Raw genomic sequence first — 18,008 nt, forward strand, 5'->3', positions numbered from 1 at the left:
CATGATTGCAGGTGTCCTCCTGCCGCTGTACATATACCATTATAATGGCTTAGAAGTAGTCCGGGATATGTAAAAAACGGTATACGGTGTTCTCCGACCAGGCGTAGGAGTCCTTGTAGTCCCAGAAACGGTGCTTGCTGCTGACCGTATGAGCGTTGACCAGCGGGCTACCGCCGGCATCAAACGCCGTGACGATCGTGCTGTGCTGGAAGGAGCCGTCGCCGTCCCAGTCATAAAAAATGACATCACCCAGCATCAGCTGCTCGGGCCGCTCCACCAGCTCTCCGCGGAGCCCCCAGCTGCTTGACGACAAAAAGGACTGCAGCGCGTTCGAAACCGCCCAGCTGTAGCTCCACCACTCTTTGCTCCCGACATATCCTTTGTACCACCAGCCCGATTCTCTTTTACCAGTATAGTGGATCGGAGCGCCCCCTGCAAAGAGGCATTGCGAGATGTAATTGGTGCAGTCCACCTCGAATACGGCAAACTCCGGATTGCTGGTTTCCCACCACTCGTCGGCATAAGCCGCCGCTGCCGCGCGGTTGTAGCGTGATGTTTTGCGGCCAGGGCCGCCCTGCAGCACCTCGGCGTTCAGGTAAGGCTTCGACCCGCCGCTGGAATAGGCGTAGGCCGGCTGCCCGGTGTGCACGGCAGGGATGCCGGCGGCCGGATGCTTCTCCGGCGTCAGCTGCTCCACCGACACGATCACCCAGGCATCCCCGTCCCGGATCAGGGTCAGCCTCTCCCGCTGGATCATTTCCTCCACATGGTTGACACCGCCCTTTTCGTAGAACAGCTGCACATACAGCTGCACGTCGATGACCGCCTCCTCCGGGGTATCGCGGATCGTCCGCAGCAGCTTGGCCCTCGTCTCGCTGCGAAGCGGCCTTGCCCCCCTTGCGGCATACCATTGTGACAGCCGGGAAGCCCGCTCACTCCTCGCCAATAAATAAGCCGGATCCGTCACGACCTGATCTGTATGTTGTGACCGGTAGTCGATCTGATGCTGGTTGTATTGATTTACATAGGCGTACAGCGTCTGCTTCCATTCCTTCTCCATTCCCATGCATTCCCCTTTCACCCGTTTCGTTAACCCGAAATATGTTGTTTCGGCTGCGTATATTCCACTATATGAAAAAAAGGGGGCACCTATGAACCCTGGTCCATTTTCGCGCGACGGAGGTCCGCCGGAAGGCCGGAAGCGGACAAGCTGCGCATGCCGTCCCGCCAGTGCGCGGAACCAGTCCCGGCGCAGATCGGGGGAACGTTTTCCCGTTCTTTTGCCGCCTCGGTCTCTTCATATAAATAGACGCAAAAAGTACTTTACTCCCCGGCTTGTAAACGGTATACTAAAAGCGAACCTCACTATTTTGAAATTATGTTTCATCTAGTGAAACAAGGAACGGCAAAGTGATCGCCCTTATCGCTCTCACCCAAGCCACCTGAATGATGACTGATTTGATGAACCACAGTAAGCAGAGGAACCGAATTACGATCAAGGAGGTACATGTAATGACAGCAAAGGATCAATTCTCCACGGCCCGCAGTCTGGAAGTCGGAGGCAAAACCTACCGTTACTACAGCCTGCAGGCTCTTGAGGAGCAGGGACTCGGCAGCATTTCCAAGCTTCCGTTCTCCATCAAGGTGCTTCTGGAAGCCGCTGTCCGCCAATTCGACGGACGTGCCATTACCCAGGAGCATGTATCGCAGCTGGCCAAATGGAATGAAGGACGTGACGATAACAAGGAAATCCCGTTCATTCCGGCCCGTATCGTATTGCAGGACTTCACCGGCGTACCGGTCGTCGTCGACCTTGCGGCTATGCGCGACACCGTGAAGAAAGCCGGCGGGGATCCGAAGAAGATCAACCCGCTCGTTCCGGTCGATCTCGTTATCGACCACTCCGTTATGGTTGATGCGTTCGGTACCAGCGACGCCCTCAACTACAACATGCAAGTGGAGTTTGAGCGCAACGAGGAACGCTACCGCTTCTTGCGCTGGGCCCAAACGGCATTTAACAATTTCCGCGCCGTTCCTCCGGGAACCGGGATCGTTCACCAGGTCAACCTGGAATATCTCGCATCCGTGGCGGCGACCAAGACAACCGACGGAGAAACGGTCGTATATCCGGACTCCCTCGTTGGTACGGACTCCCATACTACGATGATCAACGGCCTCGGCGTTGTCGGCTGGGGTGTCGGCGGGATCGAAGCCGAAGCGGGCATGCTCGGACAGCCGCTTTACTTCGTAACGCCTGACGTTATCGGATTTAAACTTACAGGCAGCCTGACGGAAGGCGCTACGGCGACCGACCTTGCGCTGACCGTTACCCAAATGCTCCGCAAAAAAGGCGTTGTCGGCAAATTCGTCGAGTTCTTCGGACCGGGTCTGGCCAACATCAGCCTCGCGGACCGCGCAACGGTAGCCAACATGGCACCGGAATACGGCGCAACCATCGGCTTCTTCCCTGTCGATGACGAGACGCTGGCTTACCTGCGCAACACCGGCCGTACCGATGAGCAGGTTGCTCTGGTAGAAGCCTACTACAAAGCACAGAACATGTTCCGCACCGCGGAAACCGAAGATCCTGAATTTACGGACATCATCGAACTCGACCTGGCCTCGGTCGTACCGAGCCTTGCCGGACCGAAACGCCCTCAGGACCGCATCGAGCTGACTCATATGAAGGACGCCTTCAACGACATCGTCCGCACGCCGATCGAAAAAGGCGGATACGGCCTCAGCGATGCCAAGATTGAAGAAAAAGTGTCCGTGAAGCATAAAGACGGATCCGTCAGCGAAATGGGAACCGGCGCAGTCGTTATCGCGGCGATCACCAGCTGTACGAATACGTCGAACCCAAGCGTTATGCTGGGCGCGGGTCTCCTGGCGAAGAAAGCCGTGGAACGCGGACTGAAGAAACCGGGATACGTGAAGAGCAGCTTGACGCCGGGCTCCCTCGTCGTTACGGATTACCTGGAAAAAGCCGGACTGCTTGAGCCGCTGGAAGCCCTTGGCTTCTATGTAGCGGGCTACGGCTGCGCAACATGTATCGGTAACTCCGGTCCGCTTCCGGACGAAGTGAGCCAGGCTATCACCGACAACGACATGACCGTCGCTGCCGTGCTGTCTGGTAACCGTAACTTCGAAGGACGCGTCCACGCGCAGGTTAAAGCCAACTACCTGGCTTCGCCGCCGCTCGTTGTCGCTTACGCGCTGGCAGGTACGGTCAACATTGACCTGCAGAACGATCCGATCGGTTACGATCCGAACAACCAGCCGGTCTATCTGAAAGATATCTGGCCGACTTCCGCGGAAATCAGAGAAGCGATCGGCTTGTCCGTTAGCCCTGAAGCGTTCCGCCGCAAATACGCGAACGTGTTTACTGCCAACGAGCGCTGGAATGCGATTCCGGTTCCGGAAGGCGAGCTGTACGAGTGGGACGACAAGTCCACGTACATTCAGAACCCTCCGTTCTTCGAGAATCTCGGAAACGGCTTGGCCGACATCGAAGATATCAAGTCCGCACGCGTGCTTGCCCTGCTGGGTGACTCCGTCACGACGGACCACATCTCCCCTGCCGGCAACATTTCGCCGACCAGCCCTGCAGGTCTGTACCTGAAGGAGCACGGCGTTGAACGCAAGGACTTCAACTCTTACGGTTCCCGCCGCGGTAACCACGAGGTCATGATGCGCGGTACGTTCGCGAACATCCGCATCCGCAACCAAGTGGCACCGGGCACCGAAGGCGGCGTTACGACTTACCTGCCTACGGACGAAGTCGTGTCCATCTATGATGCTTCCATGAAGTATCAGGACAACGGACAGAACCTGGTCGTTATTGCCGGTAAAGAATACGGTACGGGAAGCTCCCGCGACTGGGCGGCCAAAGGCACGTTCCTGCTCGGCGTCAAAGCCGTTATCGCCGAAAGCTTTGAGCGGATTCACCGCAGCAATCTCGTCGGCATGGGCGTGCTTCCGCTGCAGTTCCAGGAAGGCCATGGCTGGAGCAGCCTGGGCCTCACCGGCCGCGAAACGTTCGACATTGTCGGACTCAGCAACGAAATCAAGCCGGGCGAGAGTCTGACCGTCACCGCTACACGCGAAGACGGCACCAAGTTCGAATTCCCGGTAACGGCCCGTCTGGACAGCATGGTCGACGTGGATTACTACCACAACGGCGGCATTCTGCAAACCGTGCTGCGTCAAATGATCGCCAACCAATAATTATCGTTAAATAGTAAAGCCCCGCAGTGCCATGGACATGGCCTGCGGGGCTTTATTTTTCATGGAAGGAATACCGTTTCTCCTCCCTATGATTGGATCAGTTCATCATCTATTCTCATCATCCATTCCGTTCAGTACGCCAGCCGGCGCAGCAGTTCGGTCAGCACCTGAACCCCTTCCTCCAAATGCCCCGGCTCCGTATATTCCAGCGGCGAATGGCTGATGCCCTGACGGCTGGGGACGAACACCATGGCCGTCTTGCAGTGCGCGGCAAAGATCTGCGCGTCATGCCCGGCTCCGCTGGGCATCCGCCGGTAAGACCGTCCCTGATCGATACAGATGTCCTCGATCATGCCGGTCAGTCCGGCATCCATACCGATTGGGGCGACGTTCATCCACCGCTCTGTCGACACCTCCACGCCCCGCTCCCGCGCTTCATCCGCAACGATACGCAGCAGGCTGCCGCATGCCTCCTCAAGCAGGGCTCCGTCGGGATGGCGCACATCCAGCGTGAACGTCGCCTTTCCAGGAATGACGTTCGGCGTATTGGGGTGAAGCTCCATCTGGCCGACCGTCGCCACCAGCGGAGCTCCCAGCTCCTCGGCCCGGTCCATGATGGCCGTAATCATCGCGGCCGCAGCGCGGGCTGCATCCCTCCGGTAAGCCATCGGCGTCGTGCCCGCATGATTCGCCTCTCCTTGGACATGGATCGTATACCGCTGGAGGCCGACGATCTGCTCAACGATGCCGATCGATCTTCCCTCCTGCTCCAGAATCGCGCCCTGCTCAACATGGAGCTCGATAAAGGCCTCCACGTCGCTGCGGGGACCCTGGCCCTGCGTCCCGGGGCCGAATCCCGCCTGCTTCATAGCCTGTACCAATGACACTCCCTGCGCGTCCAGCGCATGCTCGACATCCTTGTATGTGGCGGTGCCTGTCATAAAGGTCGAGCCCCAATAATTGTAGGGGAACCGGCTCCCCTCCTCTTCGCAGAACGCCACGACCTCAATCGTTGTCAGGGGCATGCCGTATTGCTCCCGGAGGCGCGACAAAGCCGCCATGCCGGCGACGATGCCATACGCCCCATCGTATTTGCCTCCGCGCTGTACCGTGTCGATATGGGAACCCGTCAAAATGCACGAGCCGCTCCCCTCCGTTCCCTGAAGGCGTCCACACAGGTTGCCGGCGTCGTCATAACGCACGGTCAAACCTAACTCCTCCATCTTGCCCGCCAAAGCTTCCTGCGCCTCCTTCCAGGAAGGCGTATATAAAAGCCGGGTCACTCCGCCGTCTTCATCGGCTCCAAAGCTGCCCAGCCACTGGATCAGTTGTTCTGTCATCAACATGGCTGATTTACTCCCATCCTGCTTCCGGCGATCCGGATTTTTCTTGTTTTTCTTCATTTTCGTGATCCTCATTCCAAACTGTATATTACCATAGCATTGCAGTCGTCAAATTTCCATAGACTCTCCCAAAAAATTCATTCCGCGGTCTTCGGATCACCTGTATATACGAACGTTTTTAATTGTTTATTTGCACAAAGTTCGCCTTTAGCTTTGACGGCTTCAAAATATGCATGTTATAGTTACAGGACGCGAAACGATAATACAACAAGTAAAGGAGTCCACAAGTCATCATGAATCAGACGAATGCTTCCTGGCTGGATCGTTTTTTCAAACTGAGCCAATACAACACGAATGTCAAAACCGAAATCATTGCCGGTCTGACCACTTTTGTAACGATGGCCTACATCATCGTGGTTCAGCCGGACCTTATGAAAGCGGCCGGAATGAATCAAGGGGCCGTTATGGTCACCGTGCTGCTGGCGTCCGGCCTCTTCAGCATCATCATGGGCCTGTATGCCAAACGCCCCTTTGCGGTAGCACCCGGCATGGGCGGCAACGCCTTCTTCGCCTACAGCATCGTTGCTGCGGGCCTGGCGACCTGGCAGCAGGGTCTCGGCATGATCTTCATTTCAGGCGTCCTGTTCCTTTTGCTGACCTTCCTGGGTCTGCGTGAGACGATTTCCAAAATTATTCCTAAAAATATCAAGCACGCCATAGGCGCTGCCGTGGGCCTCTTCATCATCGGCACCGGCTTCTCCAATGCCAAGCTGATCGTTCAGAACAAAACCGGCACGCTAACGTTGGGCAGCCTGCACTCGCCGACCGTGCTTCTGTCCGTGATCGGACTGGTCATTATTCTCGGCCTGATGGCCCGCAAGCTGAAAGCAGCCGTTTTCCTCGGCATTCTGATCACATCGGTGATCGGCATTCCGATGGGCATCACCAAGCTGCCGCATTCATTCGCAGACCTGTTCTCCCTGCCGCCGAATCCGTCGTCGATCATGTTCCAGGCGGATATTCCGGGCGCGCTCAAGCTGGCCTTTTTCCCGCTGCTGTTCACGTTCTTCACAGGTGAATTTTTCTCAACCATGGGCACCGTGCTCGGGGTCGGCGCAAAAGCCAATCTGCTGGACAAGGAAGGCAACCTGCCGGATATCAAAAAGCCGTTTATTGTGGACGGGCTGGCAACGGTTGGCGGCTCGCTGATGGGACAAACCACCATCACTACCTACATTGAATCGGCCAGCGGTGTGGAAGCCGGCGGACGCACAGGCCTGACCGCGGTAACGACAGGGATCGTCTTCCTGCTTGCCCTGTTCATTACGCCGATTATTCTGCTTATTCCGAGTGCGGCCACCGCTCCGGCGCTGATCATCATCGGCCTGTCCATGCTCGGAACGCTGAAGAATATCGATATGGACGAATGGGAAGAATCCCTTCCGGCACTCTTGACCGTTATCTCCGCCGGACTGACGTTCAGCCTGGCGAACGGGATCGTATTCGGCATTCTGTCTTACGTCATCATTAAGGTATTTGCAGGCAAAATCCGCGATATTCATATCGGCCTCTGGATTCTCTGCATACCGCTCGTTTATTACCTCTGGCTAAAATAATCTAAGGATAAGGAGATCGATCAGCATGAACCGCAACCTTATTGCCGCCGCGCGCGGCGATCGACCATTAGACTTGGCACTGAATAACGTTCAGCTCGTGAACGTGTTTACCGGAGAGATTTACCCTGCCGCCATCGGAATCGCGGACGGCACCATCGTGCATGTCACGGAACCGGGCGTCACAGAGCTCGAAGCAGAGCGCGTGGTGGACGGAAAAGGACAATTCGCCATTCCCGGCCTGATCGACACGCATCTGCATATCGAGAGCAGCATGCTCACTCCCGCACACTACGCGGAAGTGGTGCTGCCGCACGGCACGACCCTGATCGTGACCGATCCCCACGAGATCGGCAACGTCCTTGGCGAAGGCGGCGTTCGCTACATGGTGGACGCCAGCCGCGTGCTTGACCTCCGCGTCATGACGCTCGCTCCTTCCTGCGTGCCGTCCGCACCGGCGGTTGAAACCGCGGGTGCGGACTTTACGCCGGAAGTCATCGAACGCATGCTGGCCTGGGAAGGCATCGACGGCGTGGCGGAAGTGATGAACTATCACGGGGTCATTCATGAGGACCCCCGTATGATGGGGATTCTGGAGGCGAACGAACGCGCCGGCAAAATCCCGCAGGGGCACGCGCCGACCGTTGTCGGGCGCGATCTGTCCGCTTACCTGGTCGCGGGTCCCGACTCCGACCATGAATGCCGGACCACAGAGGAAGCCATCGCCAAGCTTCGTGCCGGCATGATCGTCGACATTCGCGAGAGCTCCTTCTCGCTTAACATGGCGGAAGTGGCCAAAGCGATTGTTGGCAAGGGCTACCTGCCGAACGTGACGCTGTGCACGGACGACGTCCTGGCATCCCACCTGATCGAACGCGGACATATCAACCATGTCGTCCGCCGTGCGATCGAGGAAGGCATCCCGGCCGTGGATGCGGTCCGGTACGCCACCTTGAACGCGGCGAACCGCCTGAACCGCAAGGATGTCGGTGCGCTGGCGCCAGGTCGGCTGGCCGACATCGTCCTGGTCGACGCCTTGGAGACCATGAACGTCTCGGACGTCTGGATCGGCGGGAAGCACATCGTCGAAGGCGGTGCGCTGATCGAGCGTCAGCAGCATTTGGAGCCTCCGGCTGAATACCTGCAAACGGTGCATTTGCCGGAAATCTGCGAGGATGACCTGCGCCTGACCGTTGCCGATCCAAATGCATCGGAAGCTCGCGTGCGGATCATCGAATATGATTTTAAACCAGGTGTGCCTACCGGCTTTATCGAAGCGGTGCTGCCCGTGAAGGACGGCCAGCTCGTTCCCGAAGCCTATGACGGCCATAAAGGCCCGCTGAACCGTGTTGCGGTGTGGAACCGCCATGGGGTGAACAACAACAAGGCCTTGGGACTGCTGGCCGGATTCGGCGTTGTTGAAGGCGCGGTGGCGACGACGGTCGCGCATGACAGCCATCACCTGGCCGCGCTCGGCGTCAGCACGGCGGATATGGTCATTGCCGCCAATGAACTGCGCAAACGCGGCGGAGGCATGATCGCCGTGAAGGACGGAGAGGTCGTCGCTTTCCTGCCCCTTCCGCTCGCAGGGCTGATGAGTCTGGAGGAGGGCGAGGTGCTCGCGCCGAAAATCAATCAATTCGTCGATGCGATCCAAGCCGAGATCCTGCCCGGCAAAAACCCGATTCACCGCATGATCATGGTCACGCTGCCGGTCATTCCGCAGGCCAAAATCACCGACCTCGGGCTGGTGGATGTGGACAAGCAGGAGCTTGTGCCGATGATCATCGAAACGAAATAAAGCGCCCTCGCAGAGCGTCTAACGATACGTATCCTTTACTAGAAAACCCCGCACGCAGACCGAGTTGGCTCGGTACCGCTGCGGGGTTTTTTTTGATAATACACCCCTATTCTTTGATACGATGAGACGTTGAATAACTGTCGATGATAGCGATCGTATCCACGATTCCATCGTACTCCATCGCGTGGAAGAGCAGAAGGTTTTTGGCTGCTTTATCGTTTTTGGGTGCATTGTTCTCCAGGAACACACGCTTTTTCATATTAAAGACATAAGTCAATGGCGCATCGGGGGAGGTTGGCATATGAACGTTTCCATAAATGCTCTCGAACTCGTCTTTCGTCATGCCGATCTCGGCATTCAAGGCAGTTTTATAGTGATCCTTTGCTTCCTCTCCCACCCTAAGGTAAACCAGCTTGCCCTCCCCATAAGCTGCTTCGATGCCCAAGCCGTATTCGAACACGCCGTTCGCCCGTTGTTTTCCCTGTCCCAATACGGCCTCAGCGTCCGCCTGCTTCATTCCATAATAAAGCTTCCGTCCATCCGCCTTGCTGACGATGCCCAAATCCTCCACGGTGAACTTCTTTTCATCCTCCTTTTCGCTGCTGCTGCAGCCTCCCAATGCCAAGATGAACAAGATCAGAAGAGCGCAAGCGGTTCTCATGATTTCCCCCCTCGTTTGGATTTACTAAATTTTACAACAGCTGGGGGCGGTTCGCCAATCACTATTCCGGAATCATGGTACTACGTCATCTGATGTTTCATTTACCTAGCAACAGGGTAAAAAAGATACACAATCCCCGTGACGGACATTGCGTCTTCGGATCAGCCTTATTTAAACTGCTTCACGAAAATCTGTTTCAAAATCCCTGGCATAAGGAGGCCTGCAGAATGATACATATGCATGGCATCATGCCCTATCACCCGTCTTACCCTAAGCCGCAGCCCGTTAACCGGCCGGTGAAGGAAGATACGGACAAGAATAGGAGCTTTCAAGAGATTTTGCAGGAGAAAATCAGCCAGAACCGCTGATGCACGAAGGTCACTGCTAGTCGGGCGCCAGGCGGAATCACAATCACGCCGATCAGCTGTATAAATTAAAAAGACCGTTGCGCATGATGCGTACGGTCCTTCTCTGTTCCGGTTAACATTAAATTGCAAATACCTATGCCGACACCCGGCCGCCCGGCAGTGATCTTCGATACTGGGTGGACAAAAAAGCCATATACTTTTTAAGACCTACCCAGCTGAAGTATGCGATCCCTCCAATGATGGCGCCAACGATCGCCGCGACCACCATGCTGTATTCCGTCGGGACCTCCATGCCGGGCACGCCCATATTGATCCAGGTCGCGCCGAAAGTACGAATCACGCCTGCGACCAGAATCAACAAGGTGCAAAAACCAAAGCCGTAGGCAATCACGGCAAGGACCGGGATGACCATGATGCTCAGCAGCCCTGTCGTGCAGTAGAACAACGCCATAGCCAAAATATCGCGGAAAGATCCGCTCCGATGCCCCTCAACGAAGTGCTGGCTCCGGTACGCCTTGGCGAGCTTGCGGGGATCGCCCAAACGAGACAGGATCGCTGCCTCCGGCTGCCCGTTCGCGATACCCTCTGCAATATGGCTCTCGATTTCCATAACGGCATCCATCCGCTCTTCATCGGGAAGCTTCTCCAAGTACTTGTTCAATTTCTCTAAATAAGACCTTCCATATGGGCTGATCATAAGATCTCTCCTCCATAGATTTGAATTTGATCGACGCTCCGGCTGATCTTGTTCCATTCCGCAGACATCATCTCCACAAGCCGGTGCCCCGTAGGGGTAAGGCTGTAATATTTGCGCGGCGGTCCTGCCTCCGATTCCTTCCAGAACGATTCGATGTATTGATCCTTTAGCAGCCGCCGAAGCAGCGGATAGAGCGTTCCCTCCGTCACGGCAAGCGGCTCCCACTGATCCAGCAGCGTCACAAGCTCGTATCCGTATCTCGGCTGCTTGGCGATAAGCTGCAAAATGCAGTATTCCAGGATGCCTCTGCGGACCTGCGAAGTCCATTCCGACATTTCCATTTCGTTCGTCCGCTCCCTTCGTCACCATAATAACACCAGGTACTTTGCATTGCAAGGTACTATGTCAAAATAGTTTCGAAAACTAATTACAGTCGTGCGATGGTTCTGCGAACTATATACGACGATATGTTCATTAGTTTGGCGAACTGATTTCAGTCATGCGTCCATTAATTGGGTGAACTAATTACAACCATACGTGCACTAGTTTTGGTGAACTATTTACAATCGCACGCGCATCTGTTATATTCGTTGTATAACAGATGTTCATACTCTAACAATAAATATGACCTACGCAGCATGTTGATGAAAGGAGGGCTCATCATTGATTATCCGGTTGGATATGCAGTCCGACGTGCCCATTTACACACAGCTCATGAATCAGATCATCGAAGGGATCGCCAGCAAACAGCTGGCCCCGGGCGAGTATCTTCCCTCCGTCCGCAGCCTTGCCTCGGATATCGGCGTGAACCTGCACACCGTCAATAAGGCTTACACGCTGCTCAAGCAGGAAGGATTTATTCAAATTCACCGGCAAAAAGGGGTCGTCGTGAACCCCGACGGCATGCCGGGAATCACCCCTGATTATCAACACAAACAGGAAGCTCAGCTTAGACCCGTCATCGCCGAAGCCATTTGCCGGGGCATGGATAAAACGGAGCTGCTGCGGATTGTGGAAAGCTTTTACGACGAAATCACCCAAGAACCAAAGGAGAATGCCTAATGTACTGGATATCCGTTTTGTTTCTGATCGCCATGTTCGTTCCCCTGTCGCTGTCTCTGATCTGCATGCCTTATTTGACGCGGGAAACCGTCAGCTTCGGCGTATCGGTCAGCGAAGCCGTGTATCACAGCACTCCGCTGCGCCGCATGCGCAGGCAGTATGTATGGACCGGTTCAGTCGCATACGGCGTGCTGCTGATCGCCTGTCTCCTCGCCATGCTGACCGTGCCGGAAAAGCAGCAGCCTACCATCATCACCGGATTTGTGCTGCTTCTGATCGCTGCTGCGGCAGTTATCAATCTGATTTTTTATACGAAAATGAAACGGTTCAAAGCCACGCTTCCCCCGGAGACGTTGAACCCTTCCGTCGTGGCCGTGGATACGTCATTCCGCAGCGGAAACAAGCTGGTCTGGTCAAATAAATGGTTTCTGATCCATGGAGCCGTTGCATTGATCAGCGCCGCCCTTGCCCTGGCTTACTACGATAAAATCCCCGACACGCTGAACATGAAGTTCAACTGGCAGGGCGAAGTGACCCGAACGGCGGCCAAATCGTACCGGACGGTTCTCGGCCTGAACTTGATGCAGCTTGTAATGATCGGGATCTTTATGACCACGAACTGGTCGATCCTCCGCAGCAAGCAGCAGCTTGACCCGGCCAATCCGCAGCAGTCGGTACGCCGTAACGCCGCCTTCCGCCGCAGATGGTCCATGTTCAACGTCGCGGCCGGCCTCATGATGGTGCTGCTGTTCTCGTTCGTTCAGTACAACATGATCTATCCGCTGAGCCGGGAGATTATGATGCTCGTCAGCCTGATGATGCCTATGCTGATCGTCGTGCTGGCCATCGTGCTGGCCTTTTCCACCGGCCAGGGCGGACGGCGGATCGGTGGTCCATCTTCCGGTTCCGGGGCAACGCATGTCGTTAATGATGACAAATACTGGAAGCTCGGCAATGTTTATTTTAATCCTCAGGACCCCGCCCTGTTCGTGGAAAAACGTATGGGCATCGGCTGGACGGTCAACTTCGGCAGACCCGGCGCCTGGATTTTCCTGGTCGGTATCTTAGCTGTGATCATTATCGCTGCTCGAATTGCAAGTTAACCCGCCGGAACGCGATATGTCATCTTATCATTCGGGGATATCCCCTTTAGGAGGAATGTTTATGAAAAAGAAACGAACCCTAAGCGCGGTGGCTGCTGCTTCCCTGACCGCCATCAGTCTGTCTGTCCCTGCAGCGGCTGCTGCCGAAACTCCGGACGCCGCATCCTACGTCTCCATTCGCGAAACCGCAGTTCGATTGGGCGCCCAAGTCAGCTGGGACCCGAATCAGCGCTCGGTGACCGTCACAAAAGAAGGTACGAAGCTGGTACTGACCATCGGGCGCTCCACCGCCGTACTGAATGGCAAAACCGTGCCGGCCGGAGGGAATGTCCGGATTACCGGCCAACAAGCGATGGCTCCGGCCGCCTTCCTGTCGGCAGCATTAGGTGGCACAGAGAGTGCCGAAGGCCCTTCTGAAGCCGCCGACAATGCCGATTTGTTCCTTCAGGCCTTGCGGGTCGGGAACGGAGCTGAGGCGGCCAAGGTCATGAGCCCCGCCCTGCAGCAGGCCCTGCCCGCTCAAACGCTGAGCGGCCTGTTGAAGAACTACGAGAGCGTATACGGCCAAGTATCGTCAGTAGGCGGCAAGCAGGAAAGCGACAATGCCGTCCACCACAATGTGGCATACACGCTGCAGACGGCGGCCGTACCGCTTCAGATAACCCTTCGCCTGAATGCAGACCGCCTGGTGGACGATCTGAACATCAGCCCGGTCTCGGCGGGAGGATACCGGCCTCCGGCTTATGATCATCCGGAGGCCTATACCGAGCGGGAGGTCCAAATCGGCGAAGGGGAATGGGCTCTTCCCGGAATGCTGACCCTGCCGGCTGGCCAAGGACCGTTCCCTGCCGTCGTGCTCGTTCACGGCTCCGGTCCGAACGACCGGGACACCTCCATCGGCGGAGCCAAGCCGTTCCGCGACCTGGCGGCGGGATTAGCCGCCAAAGGCATCGCCGTCCTGCGCTACGACAAGGTCACGTTTGAGCATACCTTTAAAATCGCCGCCAACCCGAAATTAACCGTCAAAGAAGAGACGGTTGACGATGCGCTGTCGGCGGTGAAGCTGCTGACCCAAACCCCGGGCGTCGATCCCGCCCGGATTTACGTGGCGGGGCACAGTCAAGGCGGTTATGCGATGCCGCTCATCGTGGATGCCGATGCCAATGCCGGCCGGAACATCGCCGGCACCATCCTGCTCTCGGGCCCGAGCTCTTCCTTCATCGACGTTGCCGTGGAGCAGCAGGCGGAATTGGTTTCCCGCGTGAAGCAGCTGGGTCAGGATTCTGCGCCTTACGAGCAGCAGGCAGTCGTGTGGACCCAGGCCGCCAAGCTGCTGGACGACCCGCAGTACTCGGTCTCCCACCTGCCGGAGAGCTTTCCGATTCCACCCGCTTACTGGTGGTACGATAAGAAGGACTACAAGCCAGCCGAATTAGCCAAAACGCAGAGCGGCCCGATGCTCGTCCTGCAGGGCGAAAACGACTGGCAGGTGCCGATGCATGAATTTGAGCAGTGGAAGGAAGCATTAAAAGGCCGCACCAATGTGGAGTATAAATCATTCCCGAAAGTAAACCATCTGCTTGCCGAATATGACGGCCTCTCCACCGGTTCGGAATACGCACAGCCTTCCAACGTGACACCGGCAATCATCGATACGATCGCAAGCTGGATCGGCAAACAGAAATAGACCGGACGAGGGCGTCGGCCGGCAGCGGGAACCCCGACAGTGGATGGCTCAGACGCCCGCCAGCTAATAACGCCACTTAGATACACGGCAAGCCCCTTGAACCGGATCAAGGGGCTTGTTTTTGGTGTCTTCCTATTGAGGTTGGTGAACCCATCGATGTTTGGGATGTTTGGGATGTTTGGGATGTGTGGATTTGTGGTCATGCCCTCCCCCTGCGCGGATCAGCGGATGGATTTCCCGCCGGAACTCTGGGATAATGTGGTTTAGAATCTGATTGCTTCATACCTATTCCAATTTCATGCTTAGGAGGCCCTGTCCATGAGTGAAAAACGTCCCATTACCGCCGATGACTTGTACCGGATGCATTGGGTCAGCGACCCTGCCGTATCCCCCAAGACCGGCGCCGTCGCGTACATATCGAAAACCGTTAACGACCAGCATGGGGGCTACACCTCCCATATTCGCCTGATCTCGCCGGACGGCCGGGAGGATACCGCCTTTACCGCCGGCGAGCAGGACGCTTCGCCAGCGTGGTCTCCCGACGGCTCTAGGCTGGCCCTTCTGCGCAAGAAGGGCGATGCCCGCCAAGTCTGGGTCATACCCGCGCACGGCGGCGAAGCCCAGGCCGTAACGGAGCTGAAGCACGGTGTCAGCGCCTTCAAATGGGCGCCCGACGGCAGCGCCCTTCTGCTCCGCGCTGAGGCTCCTCTGGCCGATGAGGCTATCGGTGCAGAAGACCCCGGAGCCCAGGCGGAGAAAGCCGGCAAGGACAAACAGCCAGACGAAAAAGTGATTAATCGTATAAAATACAAGGCCGACGGCGCCGGGCTGTGGAATGATCGTAGAACGCATCTGTTCGTTCACGATCTTGCAGCTTCCGCATGCACGCCGGTCACTTCGGGCGACTTCGACGTGTCTTCGTTCAATTGGTCACCAGACGGCAGCCGCATTATCTATACCGCCACACATGCCTCCGCTTCCTTCCCGGATCCAGACCTCCGCCTGACCAACGATTTATTCGTGGCGGAGCGGGACGGCGGAAACGTCCGCCAATTGACGGACGGGCGCCTGAGCATCGGGTCCATCGCCTACACGCCGGACGGCAGCCATATCCTGATGCTGGCCGACGACCTGAACTGCGGCTTTGCCACGCTGACACGCATCTACCTGATTCCCGCTGAAGGCGGCGAGGCACGCGCCTGCTATGAGGACCTGGACGTACAGCTCGGACACGCCTGCGTTGGCGATATGCGCGCGGGAGCCGGCAGTCCGCCCTTCTTCAGTGAAGACGGCAAGTACGTCTTCCTGCAGCTGAGCGAGGACGGCGGCGTCAAGGTCGCCCGCTTTGCGCTGGACGGCTCCGATTACGAGATCATCGCCGGCGGCGACCGGGAAATTTACCAGTTCGCCCTGGCACCGGAAGGCAGGCTGATTCTCGCTTCCGCAGATACGCTTCATCCGGGAGATCTGTTTGCCTTTGACATGGCAAACGGTGAAGAGACCCGGCTGACCGACTGCAACAAGGAGCTGTTCAGCGAACTTGTGCTGAGCGAGCCGGAAGCCTTCCGCTTCGAAGCCTCGGACGGGTGGCCGATCCAGGGCTGGATCATGAAGCCGGTCGGCTTCAAGGAAGGCTCCAATGTGCCGGCCATCCTGGAAATCCACGGCGGACCGCAAGCGATGTACGGCTGCACGTTCATGCACGAATTCCAGCTGCTCGCAGCGGCGGGATTTGCCGTGTTCTACACGAACCCGCGCGGCGGCCACGGGTATGGCCAGGCCCATGTCAATACGGTCCGCGGCGATTACGGCGGACGCGACTACCAGGACCTGATGGATGCGGTGGACTATGTCCTGTCCGCCTATGACTACATCGACGCCGCCCGGCTCGGCGTGACCGGCGGCAGCTACGGCGGCTTCATGACGAACTGGATCGTCGGACATACCGACCGGTTCCAAGCCGCCGTCACCCAGCGTTCGATCTGCAACTGGGTGTCGTTCTACGGCGTCAGCGATATCGGGTACTATTTTACCGAGGACCAGATTTGGGGCAATCCCTGGGACGATCTGGAGAAGCTGTGGAAGCATTCCCCGATCGCTTACGTGAAGCAGGTGAACACCCCACTCCTGATCCTGCACGGGGAGCAGGATCTCCGCTGCCCGATCGAGCAGGGAGAGCAGCTGTTCGTGGCGCTTAAGCGCCTCGGCAAGGAAGCGCAGTTCATCCGTTTCCCGGGAGCCGACCACAACCTGTCCCGCAGCGGCAATCCGCATCTGCGCACCCGCCGGCTGACCCATATCGTACGCTGGTTTGAAGAGCATATCGAGCACTGATTTCACTGATGCCATTGATTTCTAATTCATAAATGCTATTCTCTAAAAAAAGCCCGCCATACCGGATTTCCCCGGTATGGCGGGCTTTCTCTATAACGATGACGCAATCAGTTTGTTTTCTTATTTTCTTCATCCATTCACAACCTCAGTGGGCTTACGTCCGTTTACGGAATCATCAGCCCCATTTCCCGCGCCGCTTCGATCAGCACGGGAGCAAACTCATTCAGCGTTTCGCTGGACAGTCGGCTCACCGGGCCGGATACGGACAGGGCGGCGGCGACGTTGCCGTTCCGGTTCACGATCGGCACTGCCACCGCGGCGGCGCCGGGCTCGCGCTCCTCGATGCTCGTCGCATAGCCCCGCTCGCGGATGTCCTGCAGCTGCCGCACATAGCTGCCGCCCTTCACCAGCTCCGCCCAATCCGGATCGCTCAGGAGCTCCTCCTGATCGGCAGGCGCGGCAAACGCCACCAGCACCTTGCTCGACGCTCCCACTGTAAGCGGCAGGCGCGCCCCGACCTGCGCAACCCTCCGGATGGCCTGGTTGCTCTGCACCGCCTGGATCCGCAGACGGTCCTTCCCGTCCCGCAGGTACAGGCTGACCGTCTCACCCAGCCGGTCACGCAGCCGCTCCATCGCCGGCAGCAGCAGCACCGCCGGATCGTCGCTTTGCGATAAATGCGTGGACAGCTCCCACACTTTAATGCCGAGCCGGTACTTCTCCGTCGCCGCATCGCGGACGACGAAAGCCTTCTCTTCAAGAGTCGTCATCAGCCGATGGACGGTGCTCTTGTGCAGCCCGATCATTCCGGCAATTTCGGTCAGCCCCAGCTCGCTGTTCTGCGTAAAACACATCAATATATCCAGTGCCCGTTCAACGGCACGAACCGTTAATTTGCGGTCTTCCATTCCGATCCCGCCCCTCAAATGTTTCACCACATGAAACATGGTTACATAAATTATAAGAAATTCGCCGGATAAAGTCTATATTTTCTTCTTTGACCCTTTCGCAAGAAGACGCCAATACGTAGCTAGGGCCAATGTCAGGCTTCGCTGCACTCGCTGCACCACCGGGTGCACATCTGCATGTGCAAGTTCATGCCGCCGGGCACT

The 18,008-nt window shown here is 57.0% G+C and carries 14 protein-coding genes; 8 read left to right on the forward strand and 6 right to left on the reverse strand.

The annotated features are described in order from the left end of the window. Positions 1-49 precede the first annotated feature (49 nt). Positions 50-1,060, reverse strand: coding sequence for an amidase domain-containing protein (locus GCU45_RS12995; RefSeq protein ID WP_397334241.1), 1,011 nt, complete (start codon positions 1,058-1,060; stop codon positions 50-52). A gap of 452 nt (positions 1,061-1,512) precedes the next feature. Between GCU45_RS12995 and acnA the strand changes: the two genes are divergently transcribed. Next, on the forward strand, positions 1,513-4,227 hold the full coding sequence (acnA, locus tag GCU45_RS13000) for an aconitate hydratase AcnA (protein WP_152399254.1): 2,715 nt from the start codon (positions 1,513-1,515) through the stop codon (positions 4,225-4,227). Positions 4,228-4,358: 131 nt separating this feature from the next. On the opposite strand, the gene allC is transcribed toward acnA, so the two are convergent. Next, the gene (gene allC, locus GCU45_RS13005) at positions 4,359-5,630 is read right to left on the reverse strand and encodes an allantoate deiminase (protein ID WP_244364548.1); all 1,272 of its coding nucleotides are present in this window, start codon (positions 5,628-5,630) and stop codon (positions 4,359-4,361) included. A gap of 233 nt (positions 5,631-5,863) precedes the next feature. Between allC and GCU45_RS13010 the strand changes: the two genes are divergently transcribed. Both GCU45_RS13010 and GCU45_RS13015 read left to right on the forward strand, forming a co-directional pair. Then, the gene (locus tag GCU45_RS13010) at positions 5,864-7,186 is read left to right on the forward strand and encodes an NCS2 family permease (protein WP_145026504.1); all 1,323 of its coding nucleotides are present in this window, start codon (positions 5,864-5,866) and stop codon (positions 7,184-7,186) included. Between the two features lie 25 nt (positions 7,187-7,211). Then, positions 7,212-8,984: an adenine deaminase gene (locus GCU45_RS13015; protein ID WP_152399255.1), complete on the forward strand. Its 1,773-nt coding sequence runs from the start codon at positions 7,212-7,214 to the stop codon at positions 8,982-8,984. A 106-nt stretch (positions 8,985-9,090) separates the two neighbouring features. Here the strand turns inward: GCU45_RS13015 and GCU45_RS13020 are convergent, their stop codons facing one another. Next, a complete protein-coding gene (locus tag GCU45_RS13020; RefSeq protein WP_152399256.1) occupies positions 9,091-9,645 on the reverse strand; it encodes a hypothetical protein in 555 nt (184 codons plus the stop codon). Between the two features lie 227 nt (positions 9,646-9,872). Between GCU45_RS13020 and GCU45_RS33775 the strand changes: the two genes are divergently transcribed. After that, entirely contained in the window at positions 9,873-10,013 is a 141-nt protein-coding gene (locus tag GCU45_RS33775; RefSeq protein ID WP_167527130.1) for a hypothetical protein, read from the forward strand. A gap of 133 nt (positions 10,014-10,146) precedes the next feature. Here the strand turns inward: GCU45_RS33775 and GCU45_RS13025 are convergent, their stop codons facing one another. Beyond that, entirely contained in the window at positions 10,147-10,710 is a 564-nt protein-coding gene (locus tag GCU45_RS13025) for a DUF1700 domain-containing protein (RefSeq protein WP_152399257.1), read from the reverse strand. Continuing rightward, on the reverse strand, positions 10,707-11,051 hold the full coding sequence (locus GCU45_RS13030) for a PadR family transcriptional regulator (RefSeq protein WP_105444336.1): 345 nt from the start codon (positions 11,049-11,051) through the stop codon (positions 10,707-10,709). Before GCU45_RS13030 ends, GCU45_RS13025 begins: the two co-directional genes overlap by 4 nt. A 322-nt stretch (positions 11,052-11,373) precedes the next feature. Here GCU45_RS13030 and GCU45_RS13035 point away from each other — a divergent pair, with 322 nt between their 5' ends. The 4 genes from GCU45_RS13035 (at position 11,374) to GCU45_RS13050 (ending at position 16,896) form a co-directional block, all read left to right on the forward strand. Beyond that, positions 11,374-11,772 (forward strand): GntR family transcriptional regulator, encoded by a 399-nt coding sequence (locus tag GCU45_RS13035; protein WP_152399258.1) that lies wholly within the window; start codon positions 11,374-11,376, stop codon positions 11,770-11,772. After that, positions 11,772-12,875: a DUF1648 domain-containing protein gene (locus tag GCU45_RS13040; protein ID WP_152399259.1), complete on the forward strand. Its 1,104-nt coding sequence runs from the start codon at positions 11,772-11,774 to the stop codon at positions 12,873-12,875. Before GCU45_RS13035 ends, GCU45_RS13040 begins: the two co-directional genes overlap by 1 nt. Positions 12,876-12,936: 61 nt before the next feature. Next, positions 12,937-14,562, forward strand: a complete 1,626-nt coding sequence (locus tag GCU45_RS13045; RefSeq protein ID WP_152399260.1) for an alpha/beta hydrolase family protein — start codon at positions 12,937-12,939, stop codon at positions 14,560-14,562. 318 nt (positions 14,563-14,880) lie between these two features. Then, positions 14,881-16,896 carry an alpha/beta hydrolase family protein gene (locus tag GCU45_RS13050; protein ID WP_152399261.1) on the forward strand — a complete coding sequence of 672 codons (2,016 nt, stop codon included), beginning with the start codon at positions 14,881-14,883 and terminating at the stop codon, positions 16,894-16,896. 164 nt (positions 16,897-17,060) lie between these two features. On the opposite strand, the gene GCU45_RS13055 is transcribed toward GCU45_RS13050, so the two are convergent. Beyond that, positions 17,061-17,804, reverse strand: coding sequence for an IclR family transcriptional regulator (locus GCU45_RS13055; protein WP_152399262.1), 744 nt, complete (start codon positions 17,802-17,804; stop codon positions 17,061-17,063). Positions 17,805-18,008: the final 204 nt, after the last annotated feature.

The sequence above is a fragment of the Paenibacillus cellulositrophicus genome (genome assembly GCF_009363095.1).
GTDB classification, from domain to species: Bacteria; Bacillota; Bacilli; order Paenibacillales; family Paenibacillaceae; genus Paenibacillus_AQ; species Paenibacillus_AQ favisporus.